Genomic DNA, 24,044 nt, shown 5'->3' with positions numbered 1-24,044 from the left:
GGGTGTCGGTGGGGCCGGTCGACCGACGTCATGGGTCAAACGGTGCAGGCCATGCGGTGTTTGACGAGGCGTCCGCGTTCGAGGCGGGCTGTGCCCCGCGGGCGCGGTGGCACTTCGGGGTCCGCTCACCGCTCGTCGGCGAGTCCGAGCGAGCTCGGCCGACTTGAACTCCGTGGTCGGGCCGGCCGTTCTGCCGGCCGCGTCCTCGGCGGTCCGCCCTCCCGGTGTGTCAATCTTCAAGAAACCGCAATGGTCTAGGCCAACTCATTGACGTGCCTGCGTCAACCCTCGATTCTGGCGGCACCTTCTCCCGACAGGAGTCCCCCATGAAGCGTCTTCGCGCTTTGCTCTGTGGTGCCGCCACCGCCGCGCTGGCCACCGCAGGACTCGGTGCCTTCGCAGCGCAGCAGGCTTCGGGTGCGTCCGCCGACGCCAACGCGCTCAGCAACCGGTGGTACGCCGCCGCGCCCTATCTGATGCCGCACGACAACAACCCGCCGAACGCGGGCGCCATCATGGACGCCACCGGCCTCAAGGCGTTCCAGCTCGCGTTCGTCCTGGCTCCGAACGGGGGCGGTTGCAGCCCGACCTGGGACGGTACGTCGCCGGTCTCGTCCGACACCGCCGTGGCATCCGTCATCAGCGCGATCCGCGCCAAGGGCGGTGACGTGTCGGTCTCCATCGGCGGGTACGGGGGTACGAAACTCGGCCAGGCCTGCTCCGACGCGGCGTCCACCGCGGCGGCCTACCAACAGGTCATCACCAAGTACCAGTTGAAGGCCATCGACTTCGACCTGGAGGAGCCGGAGTACGAGAACGCGGCCGCCGTCGCCCACGAGATCGGCGCCGCCAAGATTCTCCAGCAGAACAACCCGGGCCTCTACGTCTCGGTCACCACCGCGGGAACGGCCGACGGCACCGGCTGGTTCGGCAAGCAGATGCTCAACGAGGCCAAGTCGCAGGGCTTCACGCCGAACAACTTCTCCATCATGCCCTTCGACGGCGGGTTCAACGGGTCGGCCGCGCAGACGAGTGCCCTGACCAACTTCAACTCCGTCCTGCAGTCCACCTTCGGCTGGGACGCGGCCACCGCGTACGCGCACGAGGGCTTCTCGGGCATGAACGGTCGCAGTGACACCGGGGAGTACTTCAGGCAGGCCGACTTCCAGACCGTGCTGGACTATGCCACCAGCCATCACATGGACCGCTTCACCTTCTGGTCCCTCAACCGCGACCGCCAGTGCACCCCGCCCGACAACAACGGCCAGACCTCCGGCACGTGCAGCAGCGTGGCCCAGTCGGACTGGGACTTCGCGAAGTATGCGGTGAAGTTCGCCGGAGTCACCCCGCCCACGACCACCCCTCCGACCACACCCCCTCCGGGCGGCAGTTGCACCGCGGCCGCGTGGAGCAGCAGCGCCGTCTACACGGCCGACAACACCGTCTCGTACGGGGGCCACACGTGGAAGGCCAAGTGGTGGACGCAGAACGAGACGCCCGGCACCACGGGTGAATGGGGAGTCTGGCAGGACCTCGGCGCCTGCTGATCCGACGTCCGTCCGGCCCGGACCGGCGCACGCGCGCGGGCCCGGGCCGACTCCTGGGCCGTGAGTACGACGGCGCCGGCCCCGGACCGTCGCCGACGACATGGCGCCCACCGTCCTGCGCTGCAAGGCGCTCGGCGAGTGCGCCGAGTCGATCCGCCCCGACGTGCTCACCCCCACGGAGGGGCGCCGACGAGTGTGGCCACCCGTCCGGACGCTCGCCTCGCGCGGGCGGGAACGTGCCCGCCTATGGTCGTCGCATGAGGCCTCCCGGGTGGCCGTCACGCTGCGCCGCCTTGCCGTGGTCGGCGGCGGGGGTGCGCGATGTCCGATCCTGGAGGCTCCGAGGTGTGCCATTACTGCGGTTGCCGCGAGATTTCCCTCATCGAGGACTTCATCGCCGAGCACGAGAGCGCGACCGATCTGGCGGGTGGCGCCGTACGGGCCCTGAAGCGGGGTGACATCGGCGCCGCCCAGGGGCTGCTGCGAGACCTGACCACGGTGCTGCGGGCGCACTGGCGGGGCGAGGAGAACGGCCTCTTCGCGGTGATGCGCCAGGACGACGAGTACACGGGGTACATCGAGGACCTGGAGCGCGAGCACCGCGACCTGGACCGGTTTCTGGACACGGCGGATCTCGTCGACAGGGACGACCGTCGGAGGTTCCTCGACGCCGTGGACGAACTGCACCGTCACATCGCCAAGGAGGAGGACGGCCTGTTCCCCGCCTCGCTCACCGCGCTGGCCGGTGACGACTGGGATCGCGCGATGGCCGCTTGGCGCGAGGCGCACCCGGACGTCCGGACGCCATGACCGGCCCCGCCGCATCGCGGAGGATGCGGTGGAGGGAGAGGTGCGCCTGCCGGTCACCGGCCCCGACGGAACCGGTAAGACCTCCCTCATGCGGATCCTGAAGGAGAGCTCGACTCCGAACGGGGGACGGCTCACCCCCACGGGTGGATCGGGCACCTGCGCCAGGAGCGGACACCCCGGCCCGCCGGCCCGCCGGGCCGGAAGGAGCCGAGCTCGGCCGCAGTTGGCCGTGGACCCCTTCGCGCAGCCCGGCATCCGACCCGACGCAGGGTCGTCGGCCGTGCACCGCTCGTGATCATGTCCATATCGGTGACCACTATGCGGACAGGCGGACGATCGAATTCCGGCTGGTGCATACGATCCGTCGGTACGTCCCCGCACCACACCGGAAGGCGCTCGTGAGCTCCACCTCCTCCCTGTCCGCCAGCACACCCCCGGTGACGACGTCGGGCACAGTACTGATCCGCTCCGCGGCCGACGTCTCGGATCTGGTCAACTCCGGCACGGCAAGCGGCCGTCACGCCAAGATGATCGTGATCATCGCGCTCGGCGGCATCTTCCTCGACGCCTACGACCTGAGTTCCCTCGCCTACGGGCTGCCCGACATCACGGAACAGTTCGGCCTCAGCTCCACCATGGCGGGCACGGTCACCGCCTCGATCAGCGTCGGTTCGCTCCTCGGCGCGCTCGTCGGCGGCTGGCTGGTGGACCGGATCGGCCGCTACCGGGTCTTCATGGCCAACATGCTCTTCTTCGTCGCCACCGCGCTGGTGTGCGCGGTGGCGCAGGACGTCTGGACGCTGATCGCCGCGCGCTTCGTGATGGGCATCGGCGTCGGCATGGACATCCCGGTCGCGATCGCGTTCCTCGCCGAGTTCTCCCGGCTGCGCGGCAAGGGCAGCAAGGGCTCACGCACGGCTGCCTGGTCACCCGCCTGGTACACCGCGACCAGCGGCTGCTACCTGGTGATCATGCTGCTGTACTTCTTCCTGCCGGACGCCCAGTTGGGCTGGCTGTGGCGGTTCACCGTCGGCTTCGGCGCGATACCCGCGCTGCTGGTGCTGCTGCTGCGTCGGCGCTATATGAACGAGTCCCCGACCTGGGCCGCAGACCAAGGCGACCTGGAAGGCGCGGCGAGGATCCTGCGGCAGTCGTACGGCGTGGACGCGCGCGTCGCCGACGACGCGCCCGCGACGACGCCCCGCCAGGCCCGGCCCGGACTCGCCGCATACGCACGGCTCTTCACCCCTCCGTACCGCACGCGCACGATCCAGTCGGTGTCGGTCGGTCTGGCGGAGACCTTCGGCTACAACGCGGTCGCGTTCGGGCTGCCGATCATCATCGCCACGCTGATGACCCAGGGCCCGCTGACCACGATCGCATCCTCCTTCGCGCTGAACCTCGTCTTCGCGCTGACCGGTGGGCTGCTCGGCATCCGTTGGGCGTCGACCCGCGGCGCCTGGCCGATGATGACCCTGGGCTTCGCGATCCAGTTCGTCGCCATCACGGCGCTCGGTCTCATCGGAGACCCGTCCGGAACGGCTGTCGTCACGGCGGGCATCCTGATGCTCGGCGCGTTCATGTTCGCCCAGGGATTCGGGCCCGGCGCGCACATCATGAGCTACGCCTCGCTGGGTTTCCCGACGTCGATGCGCGGCGTCAGCATCGGCTTCAACCAGGCCGTGCTGCGCCTCGGTTCGACGCTGACGCTGTTCTTCTTCCCCATCCTCAGCAGCGGCCTCGGTACACACGTCTACTGGGTCATCCTCGCCGCCCCCGTCCTCGGCCTGATCGCATTGCTGGCGAAGCGCTGGGAGCCGGTCGGCTTCGACGCGGACGCGGAGGAACGGACGCGGATCGAGACGAAGTCCAGGGGCTGAACATCCGGGCCGTCGGCCCGAAGGCCATTCGTCGCCGACGTAGCCCAGCGGTCGAATGGCCTGTGCAAGTGCCTCCTGCTCACGGGCCCGTCCGGTTCAGGTGCGGGCGAGGCCGGAAAGACGTGTACGAAGTGACCGGCCGCGACGCCGAGGGGATCTGTCGCAGTCCTCAGGATCCCGTGCACTCCCTGTCGGGTCGCGTGACCACGCGTGCTGAACCGGCTCCGGAGCCGCTGCGTGCGGACCGTCTACGACCCCACGTCCGCGGCTCCGCGTGCCGCGAAATCGGCGAACCAGCGAAGCATCTCGAAGTGGGTGACGGCCCCCTCGCTGCTGACGTCGGCGACGCGCGCACCCTGCAGGATGCGCTTGACGGGCACCTCGAGCTTCTAACCGGTCAGCGTACGTGGCACGGCGTGGACCGGAAGGATCACATCGGGCACGTGGCGCGGGGACAGCCGACGCCTGATGGCTGCAGCTATCTGTTCCCGCAGCCCGTCGTCGAGTGCCGTTCCCTCAGCGGTCACGACGAACAGCGGCATGAAGTACCCGCCGTCCGCCTGCTCGACGCCGACGACGAGCCCCAACGGCAACGCGGTCACGCAGACCGTCATCCGCGCATACGACGTTCGATAAACACAGTCCCACCAACCGGTCTCCGGCGACGGACGGCTCCGAAGTGCCCCGGAACTGCTGGTCGGAAGTGGGGGCAGCGGTAGGAGATATCGGGAGCAGGGGAGTGTTTCGACTCTCCGCTTAGGTGCGCGCCGAGAAGGGGCGCCTGACGGACATCTGCCCCGGCCAGGCGCCCTTGTCCCTCGTCCGGAAGAAGCCCAGCTCCTTCGGCGAGTACGACACCAGTAGATTCTTCGTCTGCTGGCGGTACAGGAGAAACGCCCTTCCGACCAGCAAGAATGACGATCCGACGCGTCGATCCTGGGGTGTTGCGCCGCAACTGGTCCGGATCTTGGCGGCCCGTCCACGTGCTCGGCCGCCACGCCCACAACAGCTCGCTCACGAGCCGGAGTCGCAGAGGCGCCGGCGGGGACCGGGAGGGGCGAGGGGGCGTGATGGGGCCCGGCACCGTGAAGCGTTGGTGAAAACCCTGTGGAAGTGGTGTCAGTGGGGCCGCTTATGCTGCACCGGACGATCACGCGGGACCAGGGGAGGGCGCGGCATGTTGGGCAAGCTGTTCAGGAGGAGTGCGGAGGTACCGACGTCGGATCCGCACGCCCTTCCCGTCCCACGCAGGCAGAAGAACGGGATGTACACGCTGCGCGCGCTCGGGGACACGAGGGTGCTCGCACTGATGGAGGCGGCCGACGCGGGTGACTGGACGGCGGTCAAGGAGGCGCTGGCCCCCTTCGATCTCGGCCGCGACCATCAGGTCCTGGGCGAGCTCGCCGACTTGGACGGTGTACAGGACTGGATCGGCCGGGCCGTCGAGGAGGACAAGGAACACCGGGCGACCGCCCTGCTGATATCCGGGACGCGCCACATCAGCTGGGGCTGGGAGGCCCGCACCGCCGAGCGCGCGGTGAACGTCACGCAGGAGCAGTGGCGGGTCTTCCACGATCGGCTCCGCATCGCCGAGGAGCAGCTGCTCGAGGCCGCCGCGTTGCGGCCGGAATGGGTGACGCCGTGGCGCCGCCTCCTCACCTCCGGTCGCGGCATGTCGCTGGGCCCGGTCATCAACGAGACCAGGCGCGACGCCGCCCTGCGCCGCGACCCACTGGACCTGGAGACCCATGTCGAGTGGCTGTCGCAGTTGCAGCCGCGTTGGGGCGGTGAGCCGGGGCAGTCCCTGCAGTTCGCCCAGGACGCGTTGGCCCGCGCCCCGCAGGGGCACCGTCTCGGCTGCGTCATCGCCATGGCGTACATCGAGGAGTGGGTCGAGTCGGAGCGCGGGGACCGCCTCGAAACCCCGGGGATCCAGGCGGAGTTGCGGGAGGCGGCGGACCACAGCATCCTTCATCCCGCCTATCTGCGGCGCCCGGGCTGGCAGCACGACTTCAACATGTTCGCCATGGCCCTGTCGCTGGCCGGTGAGCGCCACACAGTCCGGCGCGTCTTCCACACGCTGGACGGTGCCTACACCAAGTGGCCTTGGACCTACTTCGCGGAGCCCGAGAAGCAGTTCGCCCGCCACCACCGCCGTGCCTGAGCACTCGCCGGCCCCGGCGCCGCCCGTCCGCCACCCGTCGCCTCTCCCACTCCGGACTGCCCGATGACACTGCCCGACACCGCCGTCGACCCGGCCGACGCCGACCGCACCTTCCAGGTGGATCTGCGCGGACTCGTCGACCTCCTCTCCCACCACCTCTACTCCAGCCCTCGTGTCTACCTGCGTGAATTGATGCAGAACGCGGTGGACGCGCTGACCGCCCGGCACGCCCTCGAACCTGCCGCACCCGGCGACGCCTTCGGCATTCGCCTGTACGCCGACGGTTCGGTGGTACGCGTCGAGGACGACGGCGTCGGTCTCACCGAGGCCGACGTGCACACCTTCCTCGCCACGATCGGCCGCAGCAGTAAGCGCGCCGAGCGGATCGCCGAACAACGCGCCGACTTCATCGGCCAGTTCGGCATCGGCCTGCTCTCCTGCTTCCTCGTCGCCGACGAGATCCACGTCCTGAGCCGGTCCGCCCGGACGCCCGACGTCCCCGCCGTGGAGTGGCGGGGACACGGCGACGGCAGCTACACCGTCCGCACCCTGCCCGCCTCCGCCCGCCCCCGGCCCGGCACCACCGTCACGCTGACGCCGCGCGCCGACGTGGGCGAATGGACCCGTCCGGCGCAGGTGCACGCGCTGGCCCGGCACTTCGGCTCCCTGCTGCGCCACCCGGTGACCTTCGACGACGGCACGGGCGGCCCGGGCGCGTCCATCAACCCTGAGCCGGCACCCTGGTCGCGTACGTACCCCACGCCGGGAGCCCGATCCCGTGCGCTGGCCGCCTACGGCGAGGAGGTCCTCGGGTTCACGCCGCTGGACACCATCGAGCTGGACCTGCCGGCCGTGGGTCTGAAGGGCATCGCGTGCGTGCTGCCCGAGACGGTGCCTCCCGGGCGCCGTCATGGCCACCGCGTGCACGTCAAAGGCATGTTGCTGTCCGAGCAGGCCGAGGAGATTCTGCCCGAGTGGGCCTTCTTCGTCCGCTGCGTCGTCGACGCCGAGAGCCTGCGCCCGACGGCGTCGCGTGAGTCGCTGTACGAGGACGACACTCTCGCCGCCGTCCGCGAAGCCCTTGCCGAGCGGTTGCGCGAGTGGATCGCCCGGGCCGCCGCCAGCGACCCGGACCTGCTCGCGCGCTTCCTCCAGGCCCACCACCTGGCCGTGAAGTCGCTCGCGGTGCACGACGACGAGATCCTGCGGATGCTGCTGCCCTGGCTCCCGTTCGAGACCACCGACGGGCACACCACGCTCGACGAGTTCGCGCGCACCCACCGCACCGTGCTCGTGACGTCCAGCGTGGAGGAGTTCCGCCAGGTCGCGGCGATCGCCTCGGCCGCCGGGCTCGGCGTCGTCAACGGCGGCTACACCTACGACCGCGAACTGGTCCACCGGCTGCCCGAGATCAGGCCCGAGGCCAGTGTCGCCGACCTCGACCCGGCGACCCTCACCGCCCACCTCGACCCCGTGGACCGGGAGACGGAACTGGCCGCCGCGGGATACCTCGCCCTGGCCCGTGACGTCCTCGCCGTCTTCGACTGCGACGTCGCGCTGCGCACCTTCCAGCCCGCCTCCGCTCCTGCCCTCCTGGTGGACAGCCGGGAGGCCCGGCACGAGCGCACCCGTTCCCAGCTCGCCCGTGAGCAGGAGGGCGGCCTGTGGGGCGACATCCTCGGCGCCCTGCGCCAGGAGGCACCGCGGGCCCAGCTGATTCTCAACCAGCTCAACCCGTTGGTCCGCACCGCCGTCGCCATCGACGAGCCCGAGCTGGCCCGCACCAGTGCCGAAGCACTCTACGGGCAGGCCGCGATGCTGTCCCGGCGACCGCTCAGGCCCGCCGAGTCGAGCCTCATCAACCGCTCCTTCCTCGACCTTCTCGCCCACGCCCTCCGCAAGGACAGCTGACGATGCCGACCGCACCCCAGACCACCGACGAGCTGTACCAGGCGCTCCAGGAGAACGACCGACGTCCCTACGGCCGGACCCGCACCGTCACCGCCGAGGAACTCGTCGACGCCGCGGAGCAGTTCGAGGAACCCGTCCCGCTCGTCCACGCACTCCTCGAACTCCAGGAGGCGTACACCTACGGCTCCGAACCCCGAAAGTCGCCCGTCGTCTTCGCCCGTCTGCTCACCCTCTTCGACGAGCAGCCCGACGTCTTCGACGAGCGCCTGCGCCACATGCTGTTCTGGCGGTTCAAGTGGGTGGCCAACGCCCTGCGCGCGCTGCCCGAGATGCCGCTGGCCAGCCTGCGCCAGTGGTTGACGGAGATGCGCGACCGGTACGAGAAGGCCGACCTCGGGCTCCAGCCGTACTACGGACAGGCGTACCAGCTCGCCGCCCACGTGGGCGAGGACACCACCCTCGCGTACGAGCTGTGGGCGGGCCGCACCCGTACCAGGTTCAGCGACTGCGAGGCCTGCGAGATCTGCGAGCGCGCCCTGTACCACCTCACGGCGGGCGACGACGAGCGGGCGCTGGGAGCCTGGGAGCCGGTCCTGGCCGGGAAGGAATCCTGCCAGGAGGAGCCGGCCCGCTCCGTCTCGCACGCGCTGATGCCCCTGCTGCGTACCGGCCGACCCGACCGGGCCCGCGAACTGCACCTTGTCGGCTACCGCAGCTGCCGCCGCAACCCCTCGATGTCCCAGGAGGTCGGCCGGCACCTGGAGTTCTGCGCGCTGACCGGCAACGAGGCACGTGGCCTGGAACTGCTCGCCGAGAACCGCAACCTGTTCGACGAGGTCGACTCCCCGCTGGACCTGCTGGGCTTCCTCACCGGCGTGGAGGTCCTCCTCCGACGCGTCGAGCTCCTCGGCCACGGCGAACTGCCCGCCGCGGGGTACGCGGGGCGCACCTGGACGGTGGCCGGCCTGCGCGCCGAGGTGTGCGGCCGCGCCGACGACCTCGCCGCTCGCTTCGACGCCCGCAACGGAACCACGGCCCACGCCGACCGCCGCAGGGCCCGCCTCGACCGTGCCCCGCTCCTGGACACGCTGGAACTGACCCTGCGCCCCCGCCGCCTCGACGACGTGGCCCCGGCCGCCCCGGTCGTCGCGCCCACCGCCCGCACGCTCGCAGCCGTCCCCGACTCGCTGACCGAACTCATCCTCGAGGCCAGAACGTTGGAGGAGCAGGGGCACCCGGACGCACACGCCTGCTGGGCGCGGCTGCGCACTCTCGTGGCCGCCCGCGACTACACCCACCCCGACGATGCGGCCGTGGGCCCGCTCGTACAGCTGCGTGCGGACCTGCTGGCCGACGACGCGAACCGGGCGGGCGAGAAGGACGAGTTCGCCGACGCCGCCAACCTCTACGAGGAGGCCGCGGCCCTGTACGACGATGCCGGACTGCCGGGTCACGCGGCGCTCGTCCGTACCTGCGCCCTGCTCGCCACAGCAGAGATCCCCGAGGAGGGCGCCGACGCTGCCGAGGCGAAGGACGCCGCGCTCACCGCCGCCCATGCGTCCATGGTCCGCCTCCAAGAGGAGACGCCCGGACTCGCTCCGTACCAGGAGGCCCGCATGCTGCGGATGCGGGCGACCGCGCTCGCCCTGCGCCTGCAGACGTCGGGCAGCGAGGAGCATGTCGCACCGGTCTTCGCCGAGCTCGACCAGTTGCACGCGTTCGCCACCCGGCACGACATCGCCGGGCAGATCTCCGGCGCCGTCCTGCTCCGGGCCAGCACCTACGGCATCTCCGGCGACCTGCCCGCCGCGGTCACCGAGATCGACGCACTGCTCGACCGGCTGAGGGCGGACGGCCCCGCCTGGCACCTGCCCCGCACACTCGGACTGCGGGGCCGGCTCCGACTCGGCCTCCGGGACGCCCAGGCCGCGTACGCCGACCTCGCCGAGGCCCTGCGGCTGGCAGCCGACTGGCCGGTCGATGCCGTCGACACCACCCGCCTCCACGGTGATCTGGCTGAGGCCTGCATGCACCTGGGGCGCCCCGAGGAGGCGCTGCGACACCTGACACGCTCCGCGGAGGTGGACTTTCGCCGCGGCCGCCGGACGGACGCGTTCTGCGCCTACAGCAACGCGGCCCGGCTCAGCCTCGACCTGGGCCGGGTGGAGGACTGCATCGCTCTGCTCGACTCCCTGCTGGCCGAATCGGACGTCGCCGCCGGAGAGCTGGACGACCGCATCGTTGCTCAGCTGCGCCTCACCCGCGCCCGCGCGCTGCACGCGGGGGAGGACCTCAAGGCCGCCACGACGGAATTCGTCACCCTGGCGGCCGAGTCGGCCGGCTGGGAAGACGACCCGGGGAGCCACGCCATGATCGCCGCGGAGACCGCCGTACTCCTCGGCGAGTCCGGCGAGTTCGGTCGGGCCCGCGAAGTCGCCGATCAGGCACTCGCCGCCCACGCCCGGGCCCCGCGCTACGAGCAGCTCAGCAACTGTCTGCGCGAACTCGCCCGTCTCCAAGGCCAGCAGCGGGGCCCCGACGGCTTGGCCGACGCGCTCGCCTTCCTGGCCGACGCGGGCCGGATCGCAGACGAGGCGCGCGCCGCCGCGTACGAGGCCGAAGGCCGGTCCCTGGACAGCGCCCTGGCCTACGAACATGGGCGGGTCAACGCCTACGCCGGCGAGTACGAGGACGCCCTGGCCGCCCTGGAGAAGGCCCTCGCCCTGCTCGCCGAGCCAGGACGGGAGGACGAACACGCCGGCGAGTGGGCCGAGTGCGTCCGGCTCGCCGGCGCCGTGGAGGGCATCTACATGGAACGCCCCGCCCCCGCCCTCACCCGCATCGACGCGGCGATCTCCCGGCTGACCGCCCTGGGTCACACCGAGGAGACCAAGCCACTGATCTCCTTGGCGGCCCGGCTGCGCGACGAGGAGTGATGCGCAGGTGCCGGGGCGAGAGCCCGCCCCGGCACCGTCGAGGCGCTCTTACGGCCTGCGCCACGCCGGAATCCGGACCGCCATGAGGTCAATCGGGAGTTCGTCCATCGGATCGAGCCTGCGCAGCGAGGCGGTGGGCACCGGGACATCGTCTGCGCAGCCGACCCAGGTGACGACGATCTCCCTGGCCGCAGGCTGCGGTGCGCGGACGAGACGGTGCTCAACAGATCGCCGGACTGCGGTGCTCAGGTGCTTCGGAAACGGCGAACGGACAGGTACATCTCGCAGCCGAGGCAGTAGCCGAAGGCTGCGTTGAGAAAGGCCGCAGCAAGGGCGAACGCGGTTGCGGCCAGGCCGAGCCAGTCGGCGCCGGCGAGGTAGCCGACGGTGCCTACCAGGCCGAAGCCGAAGCCGACGCTCTGGGCGAAGCGGGGCGGACGGGCGTCCTCCAGCTCGGCGCGGCGGCGCGAGTCTGGGCTGAATTGCGATCCGGTACAGCCAACCGTACGGCGAGTACTGCAGGCTGGTGAACGCGCCGAGCGCGAAGATCGCGGTCTGTACGGCCAGCAGGGCGCTGCTGCCAGTGATCAGTACCGCGCAGAGGATGAGTGTGGTGAGTGCGGCGGCAAAGCGGGTGCCTCGCGGGTCGATCTGCATGAGGGGGACTCCGGGACGAGTGGAGGGCGGCGATCGGGTCGACGCAGGTGTCAGCGACAGCGGCAGGCCGTGACCCGGCAGAGGTCGACCACACGACGAGTGGTCAGCTCGGCAGCGGCTCGACGCCGGAACAGCGTGTGACGGGGCATCCCTCGACCAGCGCCCTGGCGAACGAGCAGCCCGTCCGGCTCGTGCGCGACGCGACGCATGTCGCCGAGCGGGGGGTCACCGCGCGGGCGAGAAAAGGCGTTACGCGCGCATGCAGGCGCTGGCGCGTCAGGCAAGCGCGCTGGTGCGCAGCGGCCAGTTCAGCGAGGTTGGGTGCTCCCGTACATGACCGGCTGCTCCTCGACTGTCACCGCGAGGTAGTCAGCCGGCGGCAGGGGAAGGCATTGGCGCTCGACGTCTCGCTTCGTCAGGTTCACGGTGGTCCGGATGATCGGCGTATGGCAGCAGTGCCAGGTCCAGGAGGTCGGGACATCCAGGTCGACGCGCTCGCTGAGGCTGTAGGGATACACCGACGGCGGGACGTCGACGTCGACGACTCACGATCCGAGTTCCCCTCGCCGAGCCGGAGCGAACGATCGGGCGACGCGTCCCTTGCCGCATCATGAACGGGGCGCAACCCGGACTGGGATCCTTCGGTCTTCCCTCGTCGGGCGGGCTGCTTTTGGTGAGGAAGAAAGCAGGCCTGACCGGAAGGTGGCGAGCGAACCCACCCTGAATTTCAACAAAAACATAGAAAATCGGCTGAAAATTGAGATATATACCATCGCAGGCTTTTTCGCGAATAAACAGCAGAACCGTGTTCTCCGTGTGGCGTCAACCACGGTTGAGACTCTGGGCCGTGGCGGGTGTCGCGGCGCTCGGATTCCTCATCGCGCTGGAGATCGCCGCACGTCGCTACGGCCTGCCGGGGCCGATCACCAACCAGGCGCGAGAGGTGATATTCGCCCCCAAATCAGGCTTCCTGTTGTACGCCGGTATGGCATTGATGATGGTGGTGCTCACCTGGCGGCAACGGATCATCGCGGCTGCTGTCGCGATCGGTATCGACGTCGCCTTCTTGGCGGTCCGGTGGGCGGTCGACGCCAAGACGACCGGCGGCCACCCCTTCGGCAACGGTGCGTTGTGGGTGCTTCTGGGCTATGCGGTCATCGCTGTCACTCGCCGTACCGGCCGGGAACGTGTCCTGCTGCTGAAGGGCGTCGGGCTTGGCCTGCTGCTGGTCGCCGGCCGCAAGACCGGCGACACCTGGCTGCTCATCACCTCAAAGACCCGTCCAGCGGTGCTCGACCAGTACGTGGCAACCGCCGATCACGCGCTGGGCAACCCGTCGTGGCTGGTGGGCCGGATCGTCACGGCCACCGGTCCGATCGGCTTCAATTTTCTCGACATCGTCTACGGTCAGCTCGCGGTGGCCGCGGTCATCGTCGCGCTGTATCAACTGCGTGACGTGGCGGTCGAGCGCCGCTTCCCGGGCCGTCATCTGGTGCGCACCTTTCTGGTGATCGGCCTCCTCGGGCCCACCATCTACATGGTCTTCCCCGTGGTCGGACCGATCTTCGCGTACGGCACCGGCGCCGAGCACTGGGCGACAGTCAGCCTGTGGTCGGAAACGCCGCCCAGCGAGCAATGGGCGGCGGCCAACCTGTGGCCGCAAACGCCGCCGCCGATCAATACCCCGCACCACATGCCATTCGACGAGATCACCCCACGGAACTGCATGCCCAGCCTGCACACAGCGTGGGCTACCGCGATCTTCATTCATTCCCGGACGGGCCCACGGCTTCTGCGATTCGCAGGCACGTTCTGGCTGATAGCTACGCTCTGCGCAACGCTGGGATTTGGCTACCACTACGGCGCGGATCTCATTGCCGGCGTGGTGTTTACGCTCACGATCGAGGCAGCTCTGCGCTCACTCGACCGCGGCTGGGATCGATCAGGGATCCAGCTGGTCGCTTGGAGTGCAACCGTCTTCGGCGCGCTCTTGGTGTCCTATCGCTATCTGCCGTTGGAGATGGCGAAGCATCCGTGGGTGTCCGGACCACTTCTCATGCTGGCGACGGCCTCAGTGGTCTACGGCTACGTAAGGACCGACGCACTGTGGAAACCGAGGACCACACCAACGCGGCAACCGGAACCGCAACCCGGAGTGGTTTGATCCGAGTTGTGTCAGGTTGTGGGCTGAGCGCTACCCGAGCGAGGCCGGGGTGCTGGGGTGTAGCGGAGATGGCGCGTCAGCTCATGACTGACAACCGTCCCCTCGATAGCCGCAGCGGGGTTTCCCTCTTTCGCCAGCCGAGATCAGGGCTACGACCGTGGCGTCGAAGATCTGGTCGTCCGTCACCTCGGCGAGTTCGCCGCTGAGGCGGGTGATGTTCGGGAAGTGCTGGGGGTCGACCAGCCAGTACTCGCAGTTCCACGCGGAGTCGTCGGCTGCGCGGGCGTCCGCGTCGAACATTTCGAACGCGGCCTGCTGACCGACGTACGCGAGGCGGGTGTCCCCGATCATGCGGTAATGGACGGCGGCCTCGGCGCCCCCGAGGCCGGCCTCCCGGACGGCGCCGAGGATGGGTTCGACGACCCGGAACTCGTTGGTCCGGCGCGTGGTCCAGCTTGCATGGGAGGCCCGCGCCGACGACTACGTCTCCCACGGCCATGGCCTTGGATCGGCGAACAGCGGGTCCAGCACCCTGCGCCGGACGTTGGTGCGTACACGATCCGTCACAGGTTCGGGTATGCGGCCCTCCAGCAGGGTGACCACTTCGGCCAGTGTGTGTGCGGTCTCGCAGGCAAAGAGGTCGACACACTGGTCCAGATCCCGGGCTGCGCTCTGCGCCTGGTGGTCGTGTGCGGGCAGGGCCCAGGAGTATTCGTCGCACACCGACCACAGCATGTCGGCGAGCGCATCGACGACAGGCTTCTCGTCGTCGGCCAGTACGGCCAGTGCGAGCGCGGCCAGACGGCCCCGGCGGGCGAAGTACGGCTGTCGTACGCGAGCCGATCGCCGCTCTCCTCGCTAAGGCGGCGCAGAGCCCAGGTGGGCTGCGGCTGCGGGCCCTCGGCTACAAGTCCAGGACCCGCTGGGCCGTAGCCCGGAGTTCGGGGCGCGGATGAAGAACCAGGACCGGTACTGCCAGGGCTTGATCGCGTCGGGCCCGGCTACGACATCTGCCTGCGTCCCCGGAACGTCGCCAGGGCGCCGGTGAATCTGGCCGAGCTGGCGCCACCGACCTGTGGCGTGCCGCCGCTTGAGCCCACTGCTCGGCGGTGACCGGCTCGTCCGCCCGTTCACGTCCCACGTCAAGAATGGGCGAGGCGGGATCGGGTACGTCTACCTGACGATCCGGTTCGGGTCCTTGCTGCACCCTCGTCACGTGTCAGGGGAGTTCTGGGCGGCGACGTCGCGATGAGCCGCATGTTCGCGCGGTCGGCCCGCTTCAGGGAGGTGTTCACCGGCCTGGCCGCCGCCAGCGGCGAGTGTACTGCCTGTTCGCCACCGGCTACGGCGACCCAGCGCGAGCATCAAGTATGTGACGGTCATGGCTCCCTCCACAGCGGTCCGAAGGCAGTGATCTTCTGAGCTGAGCTCAGGACCGTTGCCGGAACGGCGCGAGCGTGGCGCGCACGAGGTCGGCGGCGCCCCAGTCGGGGTCGAACTGGGCGATCACGGCCAGGTGCTGGCGTAGCTGGAGGATCGGCATCCGTTCGCGCCAGTCGCGGTCGAGCCCGGTCAGCTCGGCGTACACCTCGAAGAACACATGCGCCTCGGGAGGCGGCGCCGTCGTCCACAGATGGGCCAGGTCGACCTCGGCCCACGTGTACGACACAGCCGGGTCGATCAGCGCGGGCCGCCCGCCGGGGGTGGCCATGACGTTCAGCGCCCACAGGTCGCCGTGCGTCATGCACGCGGACCTGACCGGCAGCAGCTCGGGCAGCCGGTCGCACAGCCGCTCCAGCGCCGCCCGGTCCGCGGCGTCGAGCGCCTCCTGGACGCGACGCTCGCCGAGCCAGCGCAGCAGGCGGTGCTGGGCGAAGAACTCGAACCCGTCGTCATCCCAGGTGTTGACCTGGCGACGACGGCCCAGCCAGTTGTCCCGGTGCCACCCGAATCGGGGGTACCGCGTGGTGGTGTGCAGGTGGGCGAGCGTATGCGCGAGCTGCTCCCAGAAGGCCTCGGTGCCCGGTCGGGGCTGCAGCACGGACAGCACGAGCAAGTCGCGGTCCGCGAGGATGATCTCGGGTACGGCGACGCCGCCTGCGTCTCGCAGCACGGTGAGCCCTTCGGCCTCCGCGGCGAAGGCGTCGTCCGTCGGCGGCTCGCCGAACGCCTTGGCGAACACCGACGTGCCGTCACCGCGGCGCGCGAGCCCCGCGATCGCGGCGAGGCCTCCAGTGGCTGGTTCGACCGCGACGACGTCGGTCAGCCCGGCCACGTGCAGGCGTTCGAGCAGGAAGGACGTCGCGTCTGTCACCGGTGTACTCCTCTCTGTTGGTCACGCGTCAAGGCAATCAGGGCCGAGCCGAGTTGCCGAGCGAGTCGCGGCCGGGTTGGGGCGTGACTGGTCTCTCCTGCAAGGGAGAAGCAATGGCGGAGCCGGTACGAGTACGCAGACCGATCGATGTTCGGCAGCGGCCTGCCCCTGCCGGAGGCACGGCAGGGGCAGGCGTGAGACGGTCCGGTGCAGATACCGGTGCCGGTTTCAGCCCTTCACGGCGCCGGTGAGACCGCCGACGATCTTCTTCTCGAAGATCGCGAAGAAGATCAGTGCGGGCAGCATGGCGAGTGAGGTGAACGCGAGGACCCTCGCGGTGTCCACGGAGTATTGCGAGGAGAAGGCCTGGACGCCGAGTGGCAGGGTGAAGTTCGCCTGCGAGTTGATGACGTACAGGGGCAGGACGTAGTTGTTCCAGCTGCCGATGAACCCGAGGATGCCGACCGTCACCACACCGGGCAGTGACAGCGGGATCACCATGCGGAAGAAGAATCCGAGTCGGCTTGCACCGTCGATCGCGGCGGCCTCCTCGATCTCGTTCGGAATGGCTCTGAGGAACGGCACCAGGATGATGACGGTCGTCGGCAGGCCGAAGGCGATCTGCGGGATGATCACGCCGAACAGGTTGTCGACGAGGCCGAGGTCCTTGACGACGATGTACAGCGGGGTGATCGCGATGACCAACGGGAACATCAGGCCGGCGGCGAACAGGGAATACATCGCGCCCTTGAGCTTGAAGTCGTAGCGGGCGAGCACGAAGCTCACCATCAGGCCGAGGACGACGGTGCCGACGGTGCTCACGAGCCCGACGATGATGGAGTTCGCGAATTCACCCCAGAACGTCACCGACTTCAGGACGCTGACGTAGTTGCTGGCGACCCAGGGGTGCGGTAGGGCGGCCGGACTCGTGCTGATCTGCGAGTTGGTGCGGAATCCGCCGAGCACGATATAGAGCACCGGTGCGATGCAGACCCCGATGAAGAGCAGCGCGATGAAGTAGGTGAAGGGATTCCCCCACTTCTGAGGCTTGTCACGATTGCCGCGGTCGATGGGGGCATCCGGCTCCACGGCGGAGGAAAGCCGGGAGTTGACGGTCGACGCGCCCATCAGGCGGCTCCTTCGGTGACGGCGCCCCGGAGGTCACGGCGCAGGACGAAGCGCTGGTAGATCAGCGCGACGATGAGCGAGATCAGGAACATCACGACCGCGATGGCGCTGCCGTAGCCGTAGTTGCCCGCGTTGCGGCCCTGGGCGACCATGTAGATCGCCATGGTCGAGGTGCCCGCGGTGCCCGCGACGTATGGGCCCCAGATGATGTAGACGAGATCGAACAGCTGCAGCGAGCCGATGATCGACAGGAACGCCCAGATGCGGATCGTCGGCCCCAGCAGCGGCAGCGTGATGCGGCGCTGGATCTGCCAGTAGGAGGCGCCGTCGATCTGTGCGGCCTCGAAGAGCTCCTCGGGGATCGACTGCAGGCCGGCAAGCATCAGAATCACCGCGAAGCCGATGTACTTCCACGAGATGATGCCCATCAGCGTCCAGATGGCCAGCTTCGGGTTGGATAGCCACTCAGCCTGCAGGAAGCCCAGGCCCATGTGCTGCAGCAGGTCGTTGACGGCGCCGCTGCTCTGGAGCATCAGGCTCCAGCCGGTGCCGACGATGACCTCGGAGATGACGTAGGGCACGAAGATCAGGACGCGGATGATCGAGCGACCGCGGATCTTCTGGTTGAGCAGGAGCGCGAGGGTGATCGCCAGCGGGCCCTGGATGACCAGTGAGAGCACCAGGATCAGGCCGTTGTGCCACAGAACTTGCTGGAACGCGGGGTCGGTGAGGATCAGCTTGTAGTTGTTCAGGCCGACCCAGTCGGTGGGCGCTCCGTAACCGTGCCACCGGTAGAAGCCGTAGAACGCAGCGAGCGCCACCGGGAAGATCACGAAGGCCAGGAACACAATGATCGCCGGTCCGGACAGGAGCACGATCTCGAGTCGCATCTTGGCACGGCCACGTCGGCGCGCAGCCGCTCGCAGCGAAGCCGGGGGCGCGGACTTGGCCGCGCCCCCGACTCCAGGCGTGCCCTGCGACTGGCGGCCGGTGGCCGTGTCAGTACCCAGGGTGTTGCTCATGGTGTGCTTACTCAGCCCTTCGCGGCGGCAGCGTTGGTGTCCTTGACGATGTCGGCGGCGGTGCCCTTGCCGGCCAGCAGGTTCACGACGGCGGTGTTCATGGCGTTGCCGACGTTCTGGCCGTACTCGGTGTCAAGGAACATCATGGAGTAGGCCGCCTTGTTGAAGGCCTGCAGTGCCGAGACGTTGAAAGGGTCGGTGACGACACCCTGGGCGTCCTTGTTCACCGGGATCGTGAAGAAGGCCTTGGAGTAGGCCTCCTGCTGGTCCTTGGTCACAAGCCACTGCAGGAAGGCAAGGGCCTCCTTCGGTGCGTTCTTTGACAGCGAGTATCCGTCGAGGCCGCCCATGATGGCGGTCGGGTCTCCCTGGCCACCTGCGACGGCAGGGAAGGGGAACCAGCCCAGGTCGGGGAGCGGCTTCTGGTCCTTGGTCAAGCCGGCGATCACACCGGGGTTCCAGTTGCCCATGAGCTCCATGGCCGCCTTGTGGTTCGCGAGCATGCCCGCCGACGACCCGGCGCCCTGCTGCGACGAGGTCGTCAGGAAGCCCTTCTGGAAGGGGTCGACCTTCAGGAACGAAGCCAGGTCGTCGCCGGCCTTGGTCCAGCACGGATCGGTGAACTTGAGCGACTTCGCAGTCGCCGCCATGGTTTCCTGGCTGCACGCGCGCAGGGCGAAGTTGTAGTACCAGTGCGCAGCCGGCCAGGCGTCCTTGGCTCCGACCGCGATCGGCGCGACCTTGATCGCCTTCAGCTTCGCGACATCGGCCTCGAGCTCGTCCATCGTCGTCGGCGTCGAGGTGATGCCGGCCCGCTTGAACAGGTCCTTGCTGTAGTAGATGCCCTCGGGCTGGGTGTCGAGCGGCATCGCGTAGACCTTGCCGTCGATCGAATAGCCTGCGACACCTGCCGCGCCTGCATTTGTCTTGTCGGTTTCGGTGAGGTTCAGCGCCTGGAGCTGGCCGGCGTTGACCATGGCCTGCATCTTGCCGCCACCGCGCTGCAGGAAGATGTCCGGGGCGGAGTTCGAGTTGAGCGCGGTCTGCAGCTTGCCGTCGAGGTCCTCGTTCTGGACCGCCTGGATCTTGACCGTGACGTTCGGGTGCAGCGAGTGGTATGCCTTCGCGGCGGTCTTCCAGTACTCCGCACCGGGCCCGGGCTGCGCGTTCTCCCAGACGGTCAACGTGACCTTGCCATCGGACGAACCGCTGCTGCCGTCGCTGCCGTCGCTGCCGCCGGCACAGCCGGTGGCAGCGAGTGCGATGCCCAAGCCGATCGCGACAACCGTCGCACTGCGTGCTTTCCTCGTCATCGTGGAAACTTCCTGATCCGTCGTCATTGTCACCATGGGTGGGGATAGTTCGCGCAAGGTCATGGCCTGTTGGGTGTGCTGAAATTTCGCATATGCGCTGATCCGGAGTTCAAGCCGCAGGCCGACCGTGGCGACAGCGAGGGTCGGGCACAGTGCGCGAAGTCGTGTCGATCACTGCAACCCTGCTTTCCGGCTCCGGGCATGCGCGTGTGGACGTGCCAGGTGGACGGGTGTGACCGTATGGAGTCGCGTCCGTTACGGAGAGGTGTCGATCGCTGGAGTATGCGCTCGGCCCAGAGCGGTAGTCAATGACTCATTTCCGAAAGTTCGCCGAAACCTGCGATGCCGGGCGCAACTGGGGTTGCGGCGTGTGAGCTTGGCGGGTTGGGCCAGTGGGTGATTACTGCTCTGCGGTGCAGCCGGAGACGAGGCCGGCGATGGTCGGATGGGCCTCGGAGTGGTATTCGCGGGGGCCGAGGTGCCGCTGGAGGGGCCTCCACTGCTTGTGCTCGGCGTTGGCGTGCTCGACGCATATCCGCTCCGAGGATTGCTTCTTGTGGGCCCTCTCCCAGACAGTGCCTTCTCGGCCGACGCGTACCTGGTGAGCTTCTTCGGCGGCGCCTGGTCTGGTCGGGAAACCGTTTGGCCCCCTCGGTATCCGGAATCCATCTTGGTCTTGATCTGTGGGTATTGCTCGAAGAGGGCTCGATCCCCTCGGTCTTGACCGCCGTCTGATCATGCATGCGGCCCGGCCGGAGCGCACCGGTCCACAGAGTGCGGCCCTGGCCGTCGGTGATGACGGTGGCCCTCTTGGTGTTCTGCCGCATCTCGCCGGACACGAACGCACGCCAGGTCAGGGGCGGCCCGCCCTCGGATGCCGGACCCGTACCCCGGTGCTGTCCAAGCGCAGCTCAACACCTTTCGCGGGGCGTGGGCGAAGGCATCGGCCAGTGTGTAGATACGCAGTCCTGCCTCGCCGGGGACCGCGAAGCCCCGCGCCGCCAGAAGTGGACGGGTCTCATGGACGGCGCGTGTGACGGTGGAGCGGTCCACGCTGTAGAAGACGGCGAGGGCGGCGTGCGGAAGCTGGAACCGCAGGATCACCAGGATCGCGGTCGCCCGGTCGGTGAAGGCCAGTTGCCGGCCGGGGCCGCCGCCTTCGGCGTTCGCCCGGTCGGGACTCTTCCCGCGCTGTCCACGGCCTGGCCAACTCGGCGATGAGCGCCCCGAGTCGACGCCTCGTCAATGCCGGTACGGATACGACGTGAGCGACCACGACGTACGGGCAGCCGGCGTTCCGCTTGCCCGAGGACACCATCGTGTCGGTGGCCTGGCGCACCTGGACCTCGGTGATCCCGCACCCGAAGCTGTTCCAGCTGTTCCACCCCCGGCGGCGGGATGGGCGCCGGGCTGCCCGGCGCGACCGTGGCGGTGGAGTGGGAGGAGGACAGGGGAGAGGCGACCGTAGGTCGACGCCGTCCGCGAAACCGGCCCACTCCGGCACCGCAGGGTTGTCCATCCGCTCAGCCCGGCCATTCGATGGCTTGACCTGCGGCGCTTCGTCCGTAAAGCCCTGCGAATGTTTCGGCGTTACTCGCGAATCATGCGAGAAGTATTGACACCGTTCACCGGTTCCCTATCATCCAGGTTGCTCGATACTTCGACCCTTGTTCGATATCACGAACAAGCTGGAACCGCTCCACCCGCACAGCAGGGCACCTCCGGGTCACGCCCAACCGCAACGGCCGAGCCGCAAGGAGCACGCCGCACATGCGTATGTCATGGGCTCGTCATCCATTCGTCGTCGCGCGCAGGCGGCCGCCACCGGCCTCGCCGCCGGCGCGGTTCTCCCGCTGAGAGGAACCCTCCGCCCCGCAGCTGCTGAATGCCATGAACAATCCAATCCGCACCGTCCCGCGCGGGCCCCGGTCTCGCTCAGAGCTTGAACGGCTGGCGGACTACGTGGGGTTCATCTCGTGGCGGGCTTGCACCACGACGGCCAACGTCCGACACGGGGCCGGCGCGTTTCGCGGCGGCCCGTAGGCGTCTGGCGCCACCGGTCTTTCAGAAGGTCTCCCAGGCCCGCAAGGTGTCAGCCCGGTGCGCACGAACCGCACCGCATCGACAGTCCGGACAGCCTCTGACGGGCCAACCGGAACCGCTTACGCAAGGATGAGGAAGTCCCCATGCGCAGAGGAAGTTTCAGCCGCAGGTATCTGTCTGTGGTGCTCGCCACCGCGGTTGCGGCCCTGGTTGCGTTGGCGGCAATGCTCGTCGCCAACCCGGCTCAGGCTGCCACCAGCAGCGCCTTGCGCGGTGTTGGTTCCGGCCGGTGTCTCGATTCGCCGAACGCCGGCCAGACCGACGGCACGTATCTGCAGATCTGGGACTGCTCGGGCCGGGCCAACCAGCAGTGGACGTTGACGGACAGCAACCAGCTGACCGTGTACGGCAACAAGTGCCTGGATGTTTCGGGCCACGCCACCGCGGCTGGTACCCGGGTGCAGATCTGGACCTGTTCCGGCGGTGCGAACCAGCAGTGGCGGGTGAACGCCGACGGCACGATTGTCGGCGTGGAGTCCGGGCTGTGCCTGGAGGTTACGGGCGCCGGTACGGCCAACGGCTCGGCGGTGCAGATCTGGACGTGCAACGGCGGAAGCAACCAGAAGTGGACCGGCCTGTCCGGGACGTCGACGCCGCCGGCGGGCGGCACGTGTTCTCTTCCGTCGACGTACCGGTGGACGTCGACGGGCGCCTCGGCGCAGCCGGCGAACGGGTGGGTCTCGCTGAAGGACTTCACCAATGTGGTGTACAACGGCAAGCACCTGGTCTACGCATCGAACGTGTCGGGATCGTCGTACGGCTCGATGATGTTTGGTCCCTTCACGAACTGGTCGGACATGGCGTCGGCCGGCCAGACCGCGATGAGTCAGGCCGCAGTGGCGCCCACGCTGTTCTACTTCGCGCCCAAGAACATCTGGGTGCTGGCGTACCAATGGGGTGCGTCGGCCTTCGTCTACCGCACGTCGAGCGACCCCACCAACGCCAACGGCTGGTCCTCGCCGCAGCCGCTGTTCACCGGTAGCGTCTCCGGCTCCAGCACCGGCCCGATCGACCAGACCTTGATCGCTGACGGCCAGAACATGTACCTGTTCTTCGCCGGTGACAACGGCAAGGTCTACCGGGCGAGCATGCCGATCGGAAACTTCCCGGGCAGCTTCGGCTCGTCGTACACGACGGTCATGAGCGACTCGACGAACAACCTGTTCGAGGCGCCGCAGGTCTACAAGGTTCAGGGCCAGAACCAGTACCTCATGATCGTTGAAGCGATAGGTTCGAATGGGCGCTACTTCCGCTCGTTCACGGCCTCCAGCCTGAGCGGTTCGTGGAGCCCGCAGGCCAGCAGCGAAAGCAACCCCTTCGCGGGCAAGGCCAACAGCGGTGCCACCTGGACAAACGACATCAGCCACGGTGACCTGGTCCGCAACAACCCCGACCAGACCATGACTATCGACCCCTGCAACCTGCAGTTCCTCTACCAGGGCAAGTCCCCCACCGCGGGCGGCAGCTACGACCAACTACCGTGGCGACCGGGCGTCCTTACCCTGCAGCGCTAATCTGCCCTGATCCACGGCGATCGCGATAGGGTGCGGTCTGCCGGCGCGTGGACGAGCGGTTTACGACGGGGGCAACTCCACCTGCTGACCGATACGCACCGTCTCGAGAGGCCCCAGCCGTGCGTCGGCTGGGGTTCCTCTCTTTCGTGGACTTTCATCGTGGGTACGGACCGAAGCACCATGACGCCACCGGGGATACCACCCTCGTCGTGCAGCGGCCACTTGGAGGCGACGTAGCGGTGCGGGATGCGGGTCGGCGCGCAGCGATGGCCCTGCGCATCAATTCCACGTCGGCGGAGGCGAGCGAGCCGAGGCGAAGTAGGTTCGCGCGCTCCGTCCGCACGTCCCACGAGACTGTCCGGCGGGTCGGCCAGTTCGACCGGCAGGGCGAACTTCCCTCGTCGGTCTCCCGGACGGGGAGTCCAGCCGGTGCCAACGCCGGCCAAGTGGGCGGGCCTTGGAGTGGTCGGGCGATCTCTGGACAGAGGTACAGGCCTCGTTGGTCGTGAGCTTCGCGACGGTCACGGGACGCCGGTGGCGGCCTTGAAGCGGGCGGGTAGGTCCTCGGGCACATAGCCGTC

Annotated in this window: 17 protein-coding genes and 2 pseudogenes; 8 read left to right on the top strand and 11 right to left on the bottom strand. The window is 68.6% G+C overall.

Features of this window, described 5'->3' with window-relative positions:
• The first annotated feature begins 326 nt into the window (after window positions 1-326).
• The 3 genes from OG963_RS06570 (at window position 327) to OG963_RS06560 (ending at window position 4,237) form a co-directional block, all read left to right on the top strand.
• The gene (locus OG963_RS06570; protein ID WP_093770478.1) at window positions 327-1,547 is read left to right on the top strand and encodes a carbohydrate-binding protein; all 1,221 of its coding nucleotides are present in this window, start codon (window positions 327-329) and stop codon (window positions 1,545-1,547) included.
• 321 nt (window positions 1,548-1,868) lie between these two features.
• On the top strand, window positions 1,869-2,357 hold the full coding sequence (locus OG963_RS06565) for a hemerythrin domain-containing protein (protein ID WP_256223284.1): 489 nt from the start codon (window positions 1,869-1,871) through the stop codon (window positions 2,355-2,357).
• 398 nt (window positions 2,358-2,755) lie between these two features.
• Entirely contained in the window at window positions 2,756-4,237 is a 1,482-nt protein-coding gene (locus OG963_RS06560; RefSeq protein ID WP_176902039.1) for an MFS transporter, read from the top strand.
• Window positions 4,238-4,485: 248 nt separating this feature from the next.
• Here OG963_RS06560 and OG963_RS06555 read toward each other — a convergent pair whose 3' ends face one another.
• Both OG963_RS06555 and OG963_RS06550 read right to left on the bottom strand, forming a co-directional pair.
• Window positions 4,486-4,617 (bottom strand): hypothetical protein, encoded by a 132-nt coding sequence (locus tag OG963_RS06555; protein WP_256223283.1) that lies wholly within the window; start codon window positions 4,615-4,617, stop codon window positions 4,486-4,488.
• 9 nt (window positions 4,618-4,626) lie between these two features.
• Window positions 4,627-4,851, bottom strand: coding sequence for a hypothetical protein (locus OG963_RS06550; protein WP_371798642.1), 225 nt, complete (start codon window positions 4,849-4,851; stop codon window positions 4,627-4,629).
• 563 nt (window positions 4,852-5,414) lie between these two features.
• Between OG963_RS06550 and OG963_RS06545 the strand changes: the two genes are divergently transcribed.
• From OG963_RS06545 to OG963_RS06535, 3 genes are all read left to right on the top strand, one after another.
• Window positions 5,415-6,401, top strand: a complete 987-nt coding sequence (locus tag OG963_RS06545) for a hypothetical protein (protein WP_371798641.1) — start codon at window positions 5,415-5,417, stop codon at window positions 6,399-6,401.
• A 63-nt stretch (window positions 6,402-6,464) separates the two neighbouring features.
• Window positions 6,465-8,312, top strand: a complete 1,848-nt coding sequence (locus tag OG963_RS06540; protein ID WP_093770484.1) for an HSP90 family protein — start codon at window positions 6,465-6,467, stop codon at window positions 8,310-8,312.
• 2 nt (window positions 8,313-8,314) lie between these two features.
• A complete protein-coding gene (locus OG963_RS06535) occupies window positions 8,315-11,248 on the top strand; it encodes a hypothetical protein (RefSeq protein ID WP_371798640.1) in 2,934 nt (977 codons plus the stop codon).
• Window positions 11,249-11,493: 245 nt separating this feature from the next.
• Here OG963_RS06535 and OG963_RS06530 read toward each other — a convergent pair.
• Window positions 11,494-11,905 (bottom strand): annotated as a pseudogene (locus OG963_RS06530) (DUF4395 domain-containing protein).
• 814 nt (window positions 11,906-12,719) lie between these two features.
• On the opposite strand from OG963_RS06530, the gene OG963_RS06525 reads away from it, so the two are divergent.
• Window positions 12,720-14,069: a phosphatase PAP2 family protein gene (locus OG963_RS06525; RefSeq protein WP_371800272.1), complete on the top strand. Its 1,350-nt coding sequence runs from the start codon at window positions 12,720-12,722 to the stop codon at window positions 14,067-14,069.
• An 81-nt stretch (window positions 14,070-14,150) separates the two neighbouring features.
• On the opposite strand, the gene OG963_RS06520 is transcribed toward OG963_RS06525, so the two are convergent.
• The 8 genes and pseudogenes from OG963_RS06520 to OG963_RS06485 all read right to left on the bottom strand — a co-directional run.
• Window positions 14,151-14,420 carry a hypothetical protein gene (locus tag OG963_RS06520; RefSeq protein WP_371798639.1) on the bottom strand — a complete coding sequence of 90 codons (270 nt, stop codon included), beginning with the start codon at window positions 14,418-14,420 and terminating at the stop codon, window positions 14,151-14,153.
• 129 nt (window positions 14,421-14,549) lie between these two features.
• A complete protein-coding gene (locus OG963_RS06515; RefSeq protein ID WP_371798638.1) occupies window positions 14,550-14,804 on the bottom strand; it encodes a hypothetical protein in 255 nt (84 codons plus the stop codon).
• Window positions 14,805-15,498: 694 nt separating this feature from the next.
• On the bottom strand, window positions 15,499-16,383 hold the full coding sequence (locus OG963_RS06510) for a fructosamine kinase family protein (protein WP_371798637.1): 885 nt from the start codon (window positions 16,381-16,383) through the stop codon (window positions 15,499-15,501).
• 228 nt (window positions 16,384-16,611) lie between these two features.
• Complete coding sequence (locus tag OG963_RS06505) at window positions 16,612-17,511, bottom strand: carbohydrate ABC transporter permease (RefSeq protein ID WP_093770500.1); 900 nt, start codon at window positions 17,509-17,511, stop codon at window positions 16,612-16,614.
• Window positions 17,511-18,533 carry a carbohydrate ABC transporter permease gene (locus OG963_RS06500; protein WP_093770502.1) on the bottom strand — a complete coding sequence of 341 codons (1,023 nt, stop codon included), beginning with the start codon at window positions 18,531-18,533 and terminating at the stop codon, window positions 17,511-17,513. The genes OG963_RS06505 and OG963_RS06500 overlap by 1 nt, the downstream gene beginning before the upstream one ends.
• Before the next feature lie 11 nt (window positions 18,534-18,544).
• Window positions 18,545-19,846, bottom strand: coding sequence for an extracellular solute-binding protein (locus OG963_RS06495; protein WP_093770504.1), 1,302 nt, complete (start codon window positions 19,844-19,846; stop codon window positions 18,545-18,547).
• A 735-nt stretch (window positions 19,847-20,581) separates the two neighbouring features.
• Entirely contained in the window at window positions 20,582-20,950 is a 369-nt protein-coding gene (locus tag OG963_RS06490; protein ID WP_319738358.1) for a transposase family protein, read from the bottom strand.
• A gap of 166 nt (window positions 20,951-21,116) precedes the next feature.
• A pseudogene (locus tag OG963_RS06485) lies at window positions 21,117-21,297 on the bottom strand (alpha-galactosidase); the annotation flags it as partial.
• 735 nt (window positions 21,298-22,032) lie between these two features.
• Here OG963_RS06485 and OG963_RS06480 point away from each other — a divergent pair.
• Window positions 22,033-23,463: a non-reducing end alpha-L-arabinofuranosidase family hydrolase gene (locus tag OG963_RS06480; protein WP_371798636.1), complete on the top strand. Its 1,431-nt coding sequence runs from the start codon at window positions 22,033-22,035 to the stop codon at window positions 23,461-23,463.
• The last annotated feature ends 581 nt before the right edge of the window (window positions 23,464-24,044 follow it).

Source organism: Streptomyces sp. NBC_01707 (genome assembly GCF_041438805.1).
Taxonomy (GTDB): domain Bacteria; phylum Actinomycetota; class Actinomycetes; order Streptomycetales; family Streptomycetaceae; genus Streptomyces.
This window is presented reverse-complemented; position numbering and strand designations above follow the sequence as displayed.

Coding starts and splice junctions, on each gene's coding strand:
- OG963_RS06505 (WP_093770500.1), bottom strand. CDS start 17,511: ATGGGCGCGTCGACCGTCAACTCCCGGCTTTCCTCCGCCGTGGAGCCG.
- OG963_RS06515 (WP_371798638.1), bottom strand. CDS start 14,804: ATGCTGTGGTCGGTGTGCGACGAATACTCCTGGGCCCTGCCCGCACAC.
- OG963_RS06520 (WP_371798639.1), bottom strand. CDS start 14,420: ATGATCGGGGACACCCGCCTCGCGTACGTCGGTCAGCAGGCCGCGTTC.
- OG963_RS06550 (WP_371798642.1), bottom strand. CDS start 4,851: ATGACGGTCTGCGTGACCGCGTTGCCGTTGGGGCTCGTCGTCGGCGTC.
- OG963_RS06570 (WP_093770478.1), top strand. CDS start 327: ATGAAGCGTCTTCGCGCTTTGCTCTGTGGTGCCGCCACCGCCGCGCTG.
- OG963_RS06545 (WP_371798641.1), top strand. CDS start 5,415: ATGTTGGGCAAGCTGTTCAGGAGGAGTGCGGAGGTACCGACGTCGGAT.
- OG963_RS06565 (WP_256223284.1), top strand. CDS start 1,869: ATGTCCGATCCTGGAGGCTCCGAGGTGTGCCATTACTGCGGTTGCCGC.
- OG963_RS06500 (WP_093770502.1), bottom strand. CDS start 18,533: ATGAGCAACACCCTGGGTACTGACACGGCCACCGGCCGCCAGTCGCAG.
- OG963_RS06535 (WP_371798640.1), top strand. CDS start 8,315: ATGCCGACCGCACCCCAGACCACCGACGAGCTGTACCAGGCGCTCCAG.
- OG963_RS06540 (WP_093770484.1), top strand. CDS start 6,465: ATGACACTGCCCGACACCGCCGTCGACCCGGCCGACGCCGACCGCACC.
- OG963_RS06480 (WP_371798636.1), top strand. CDS start 22,033: ATGCGCAGAGGAAGTTTCAGCCGCAGGTATCTGTCTGTGGTGCTCGCC.
- OG963_RS06495 (WP_093770504.1), bottom strand. CDS start 19,846: ATGACGAGGAAAGCACGCAGTGCGACGGTTGTCGCGATCGGCTTGGGC.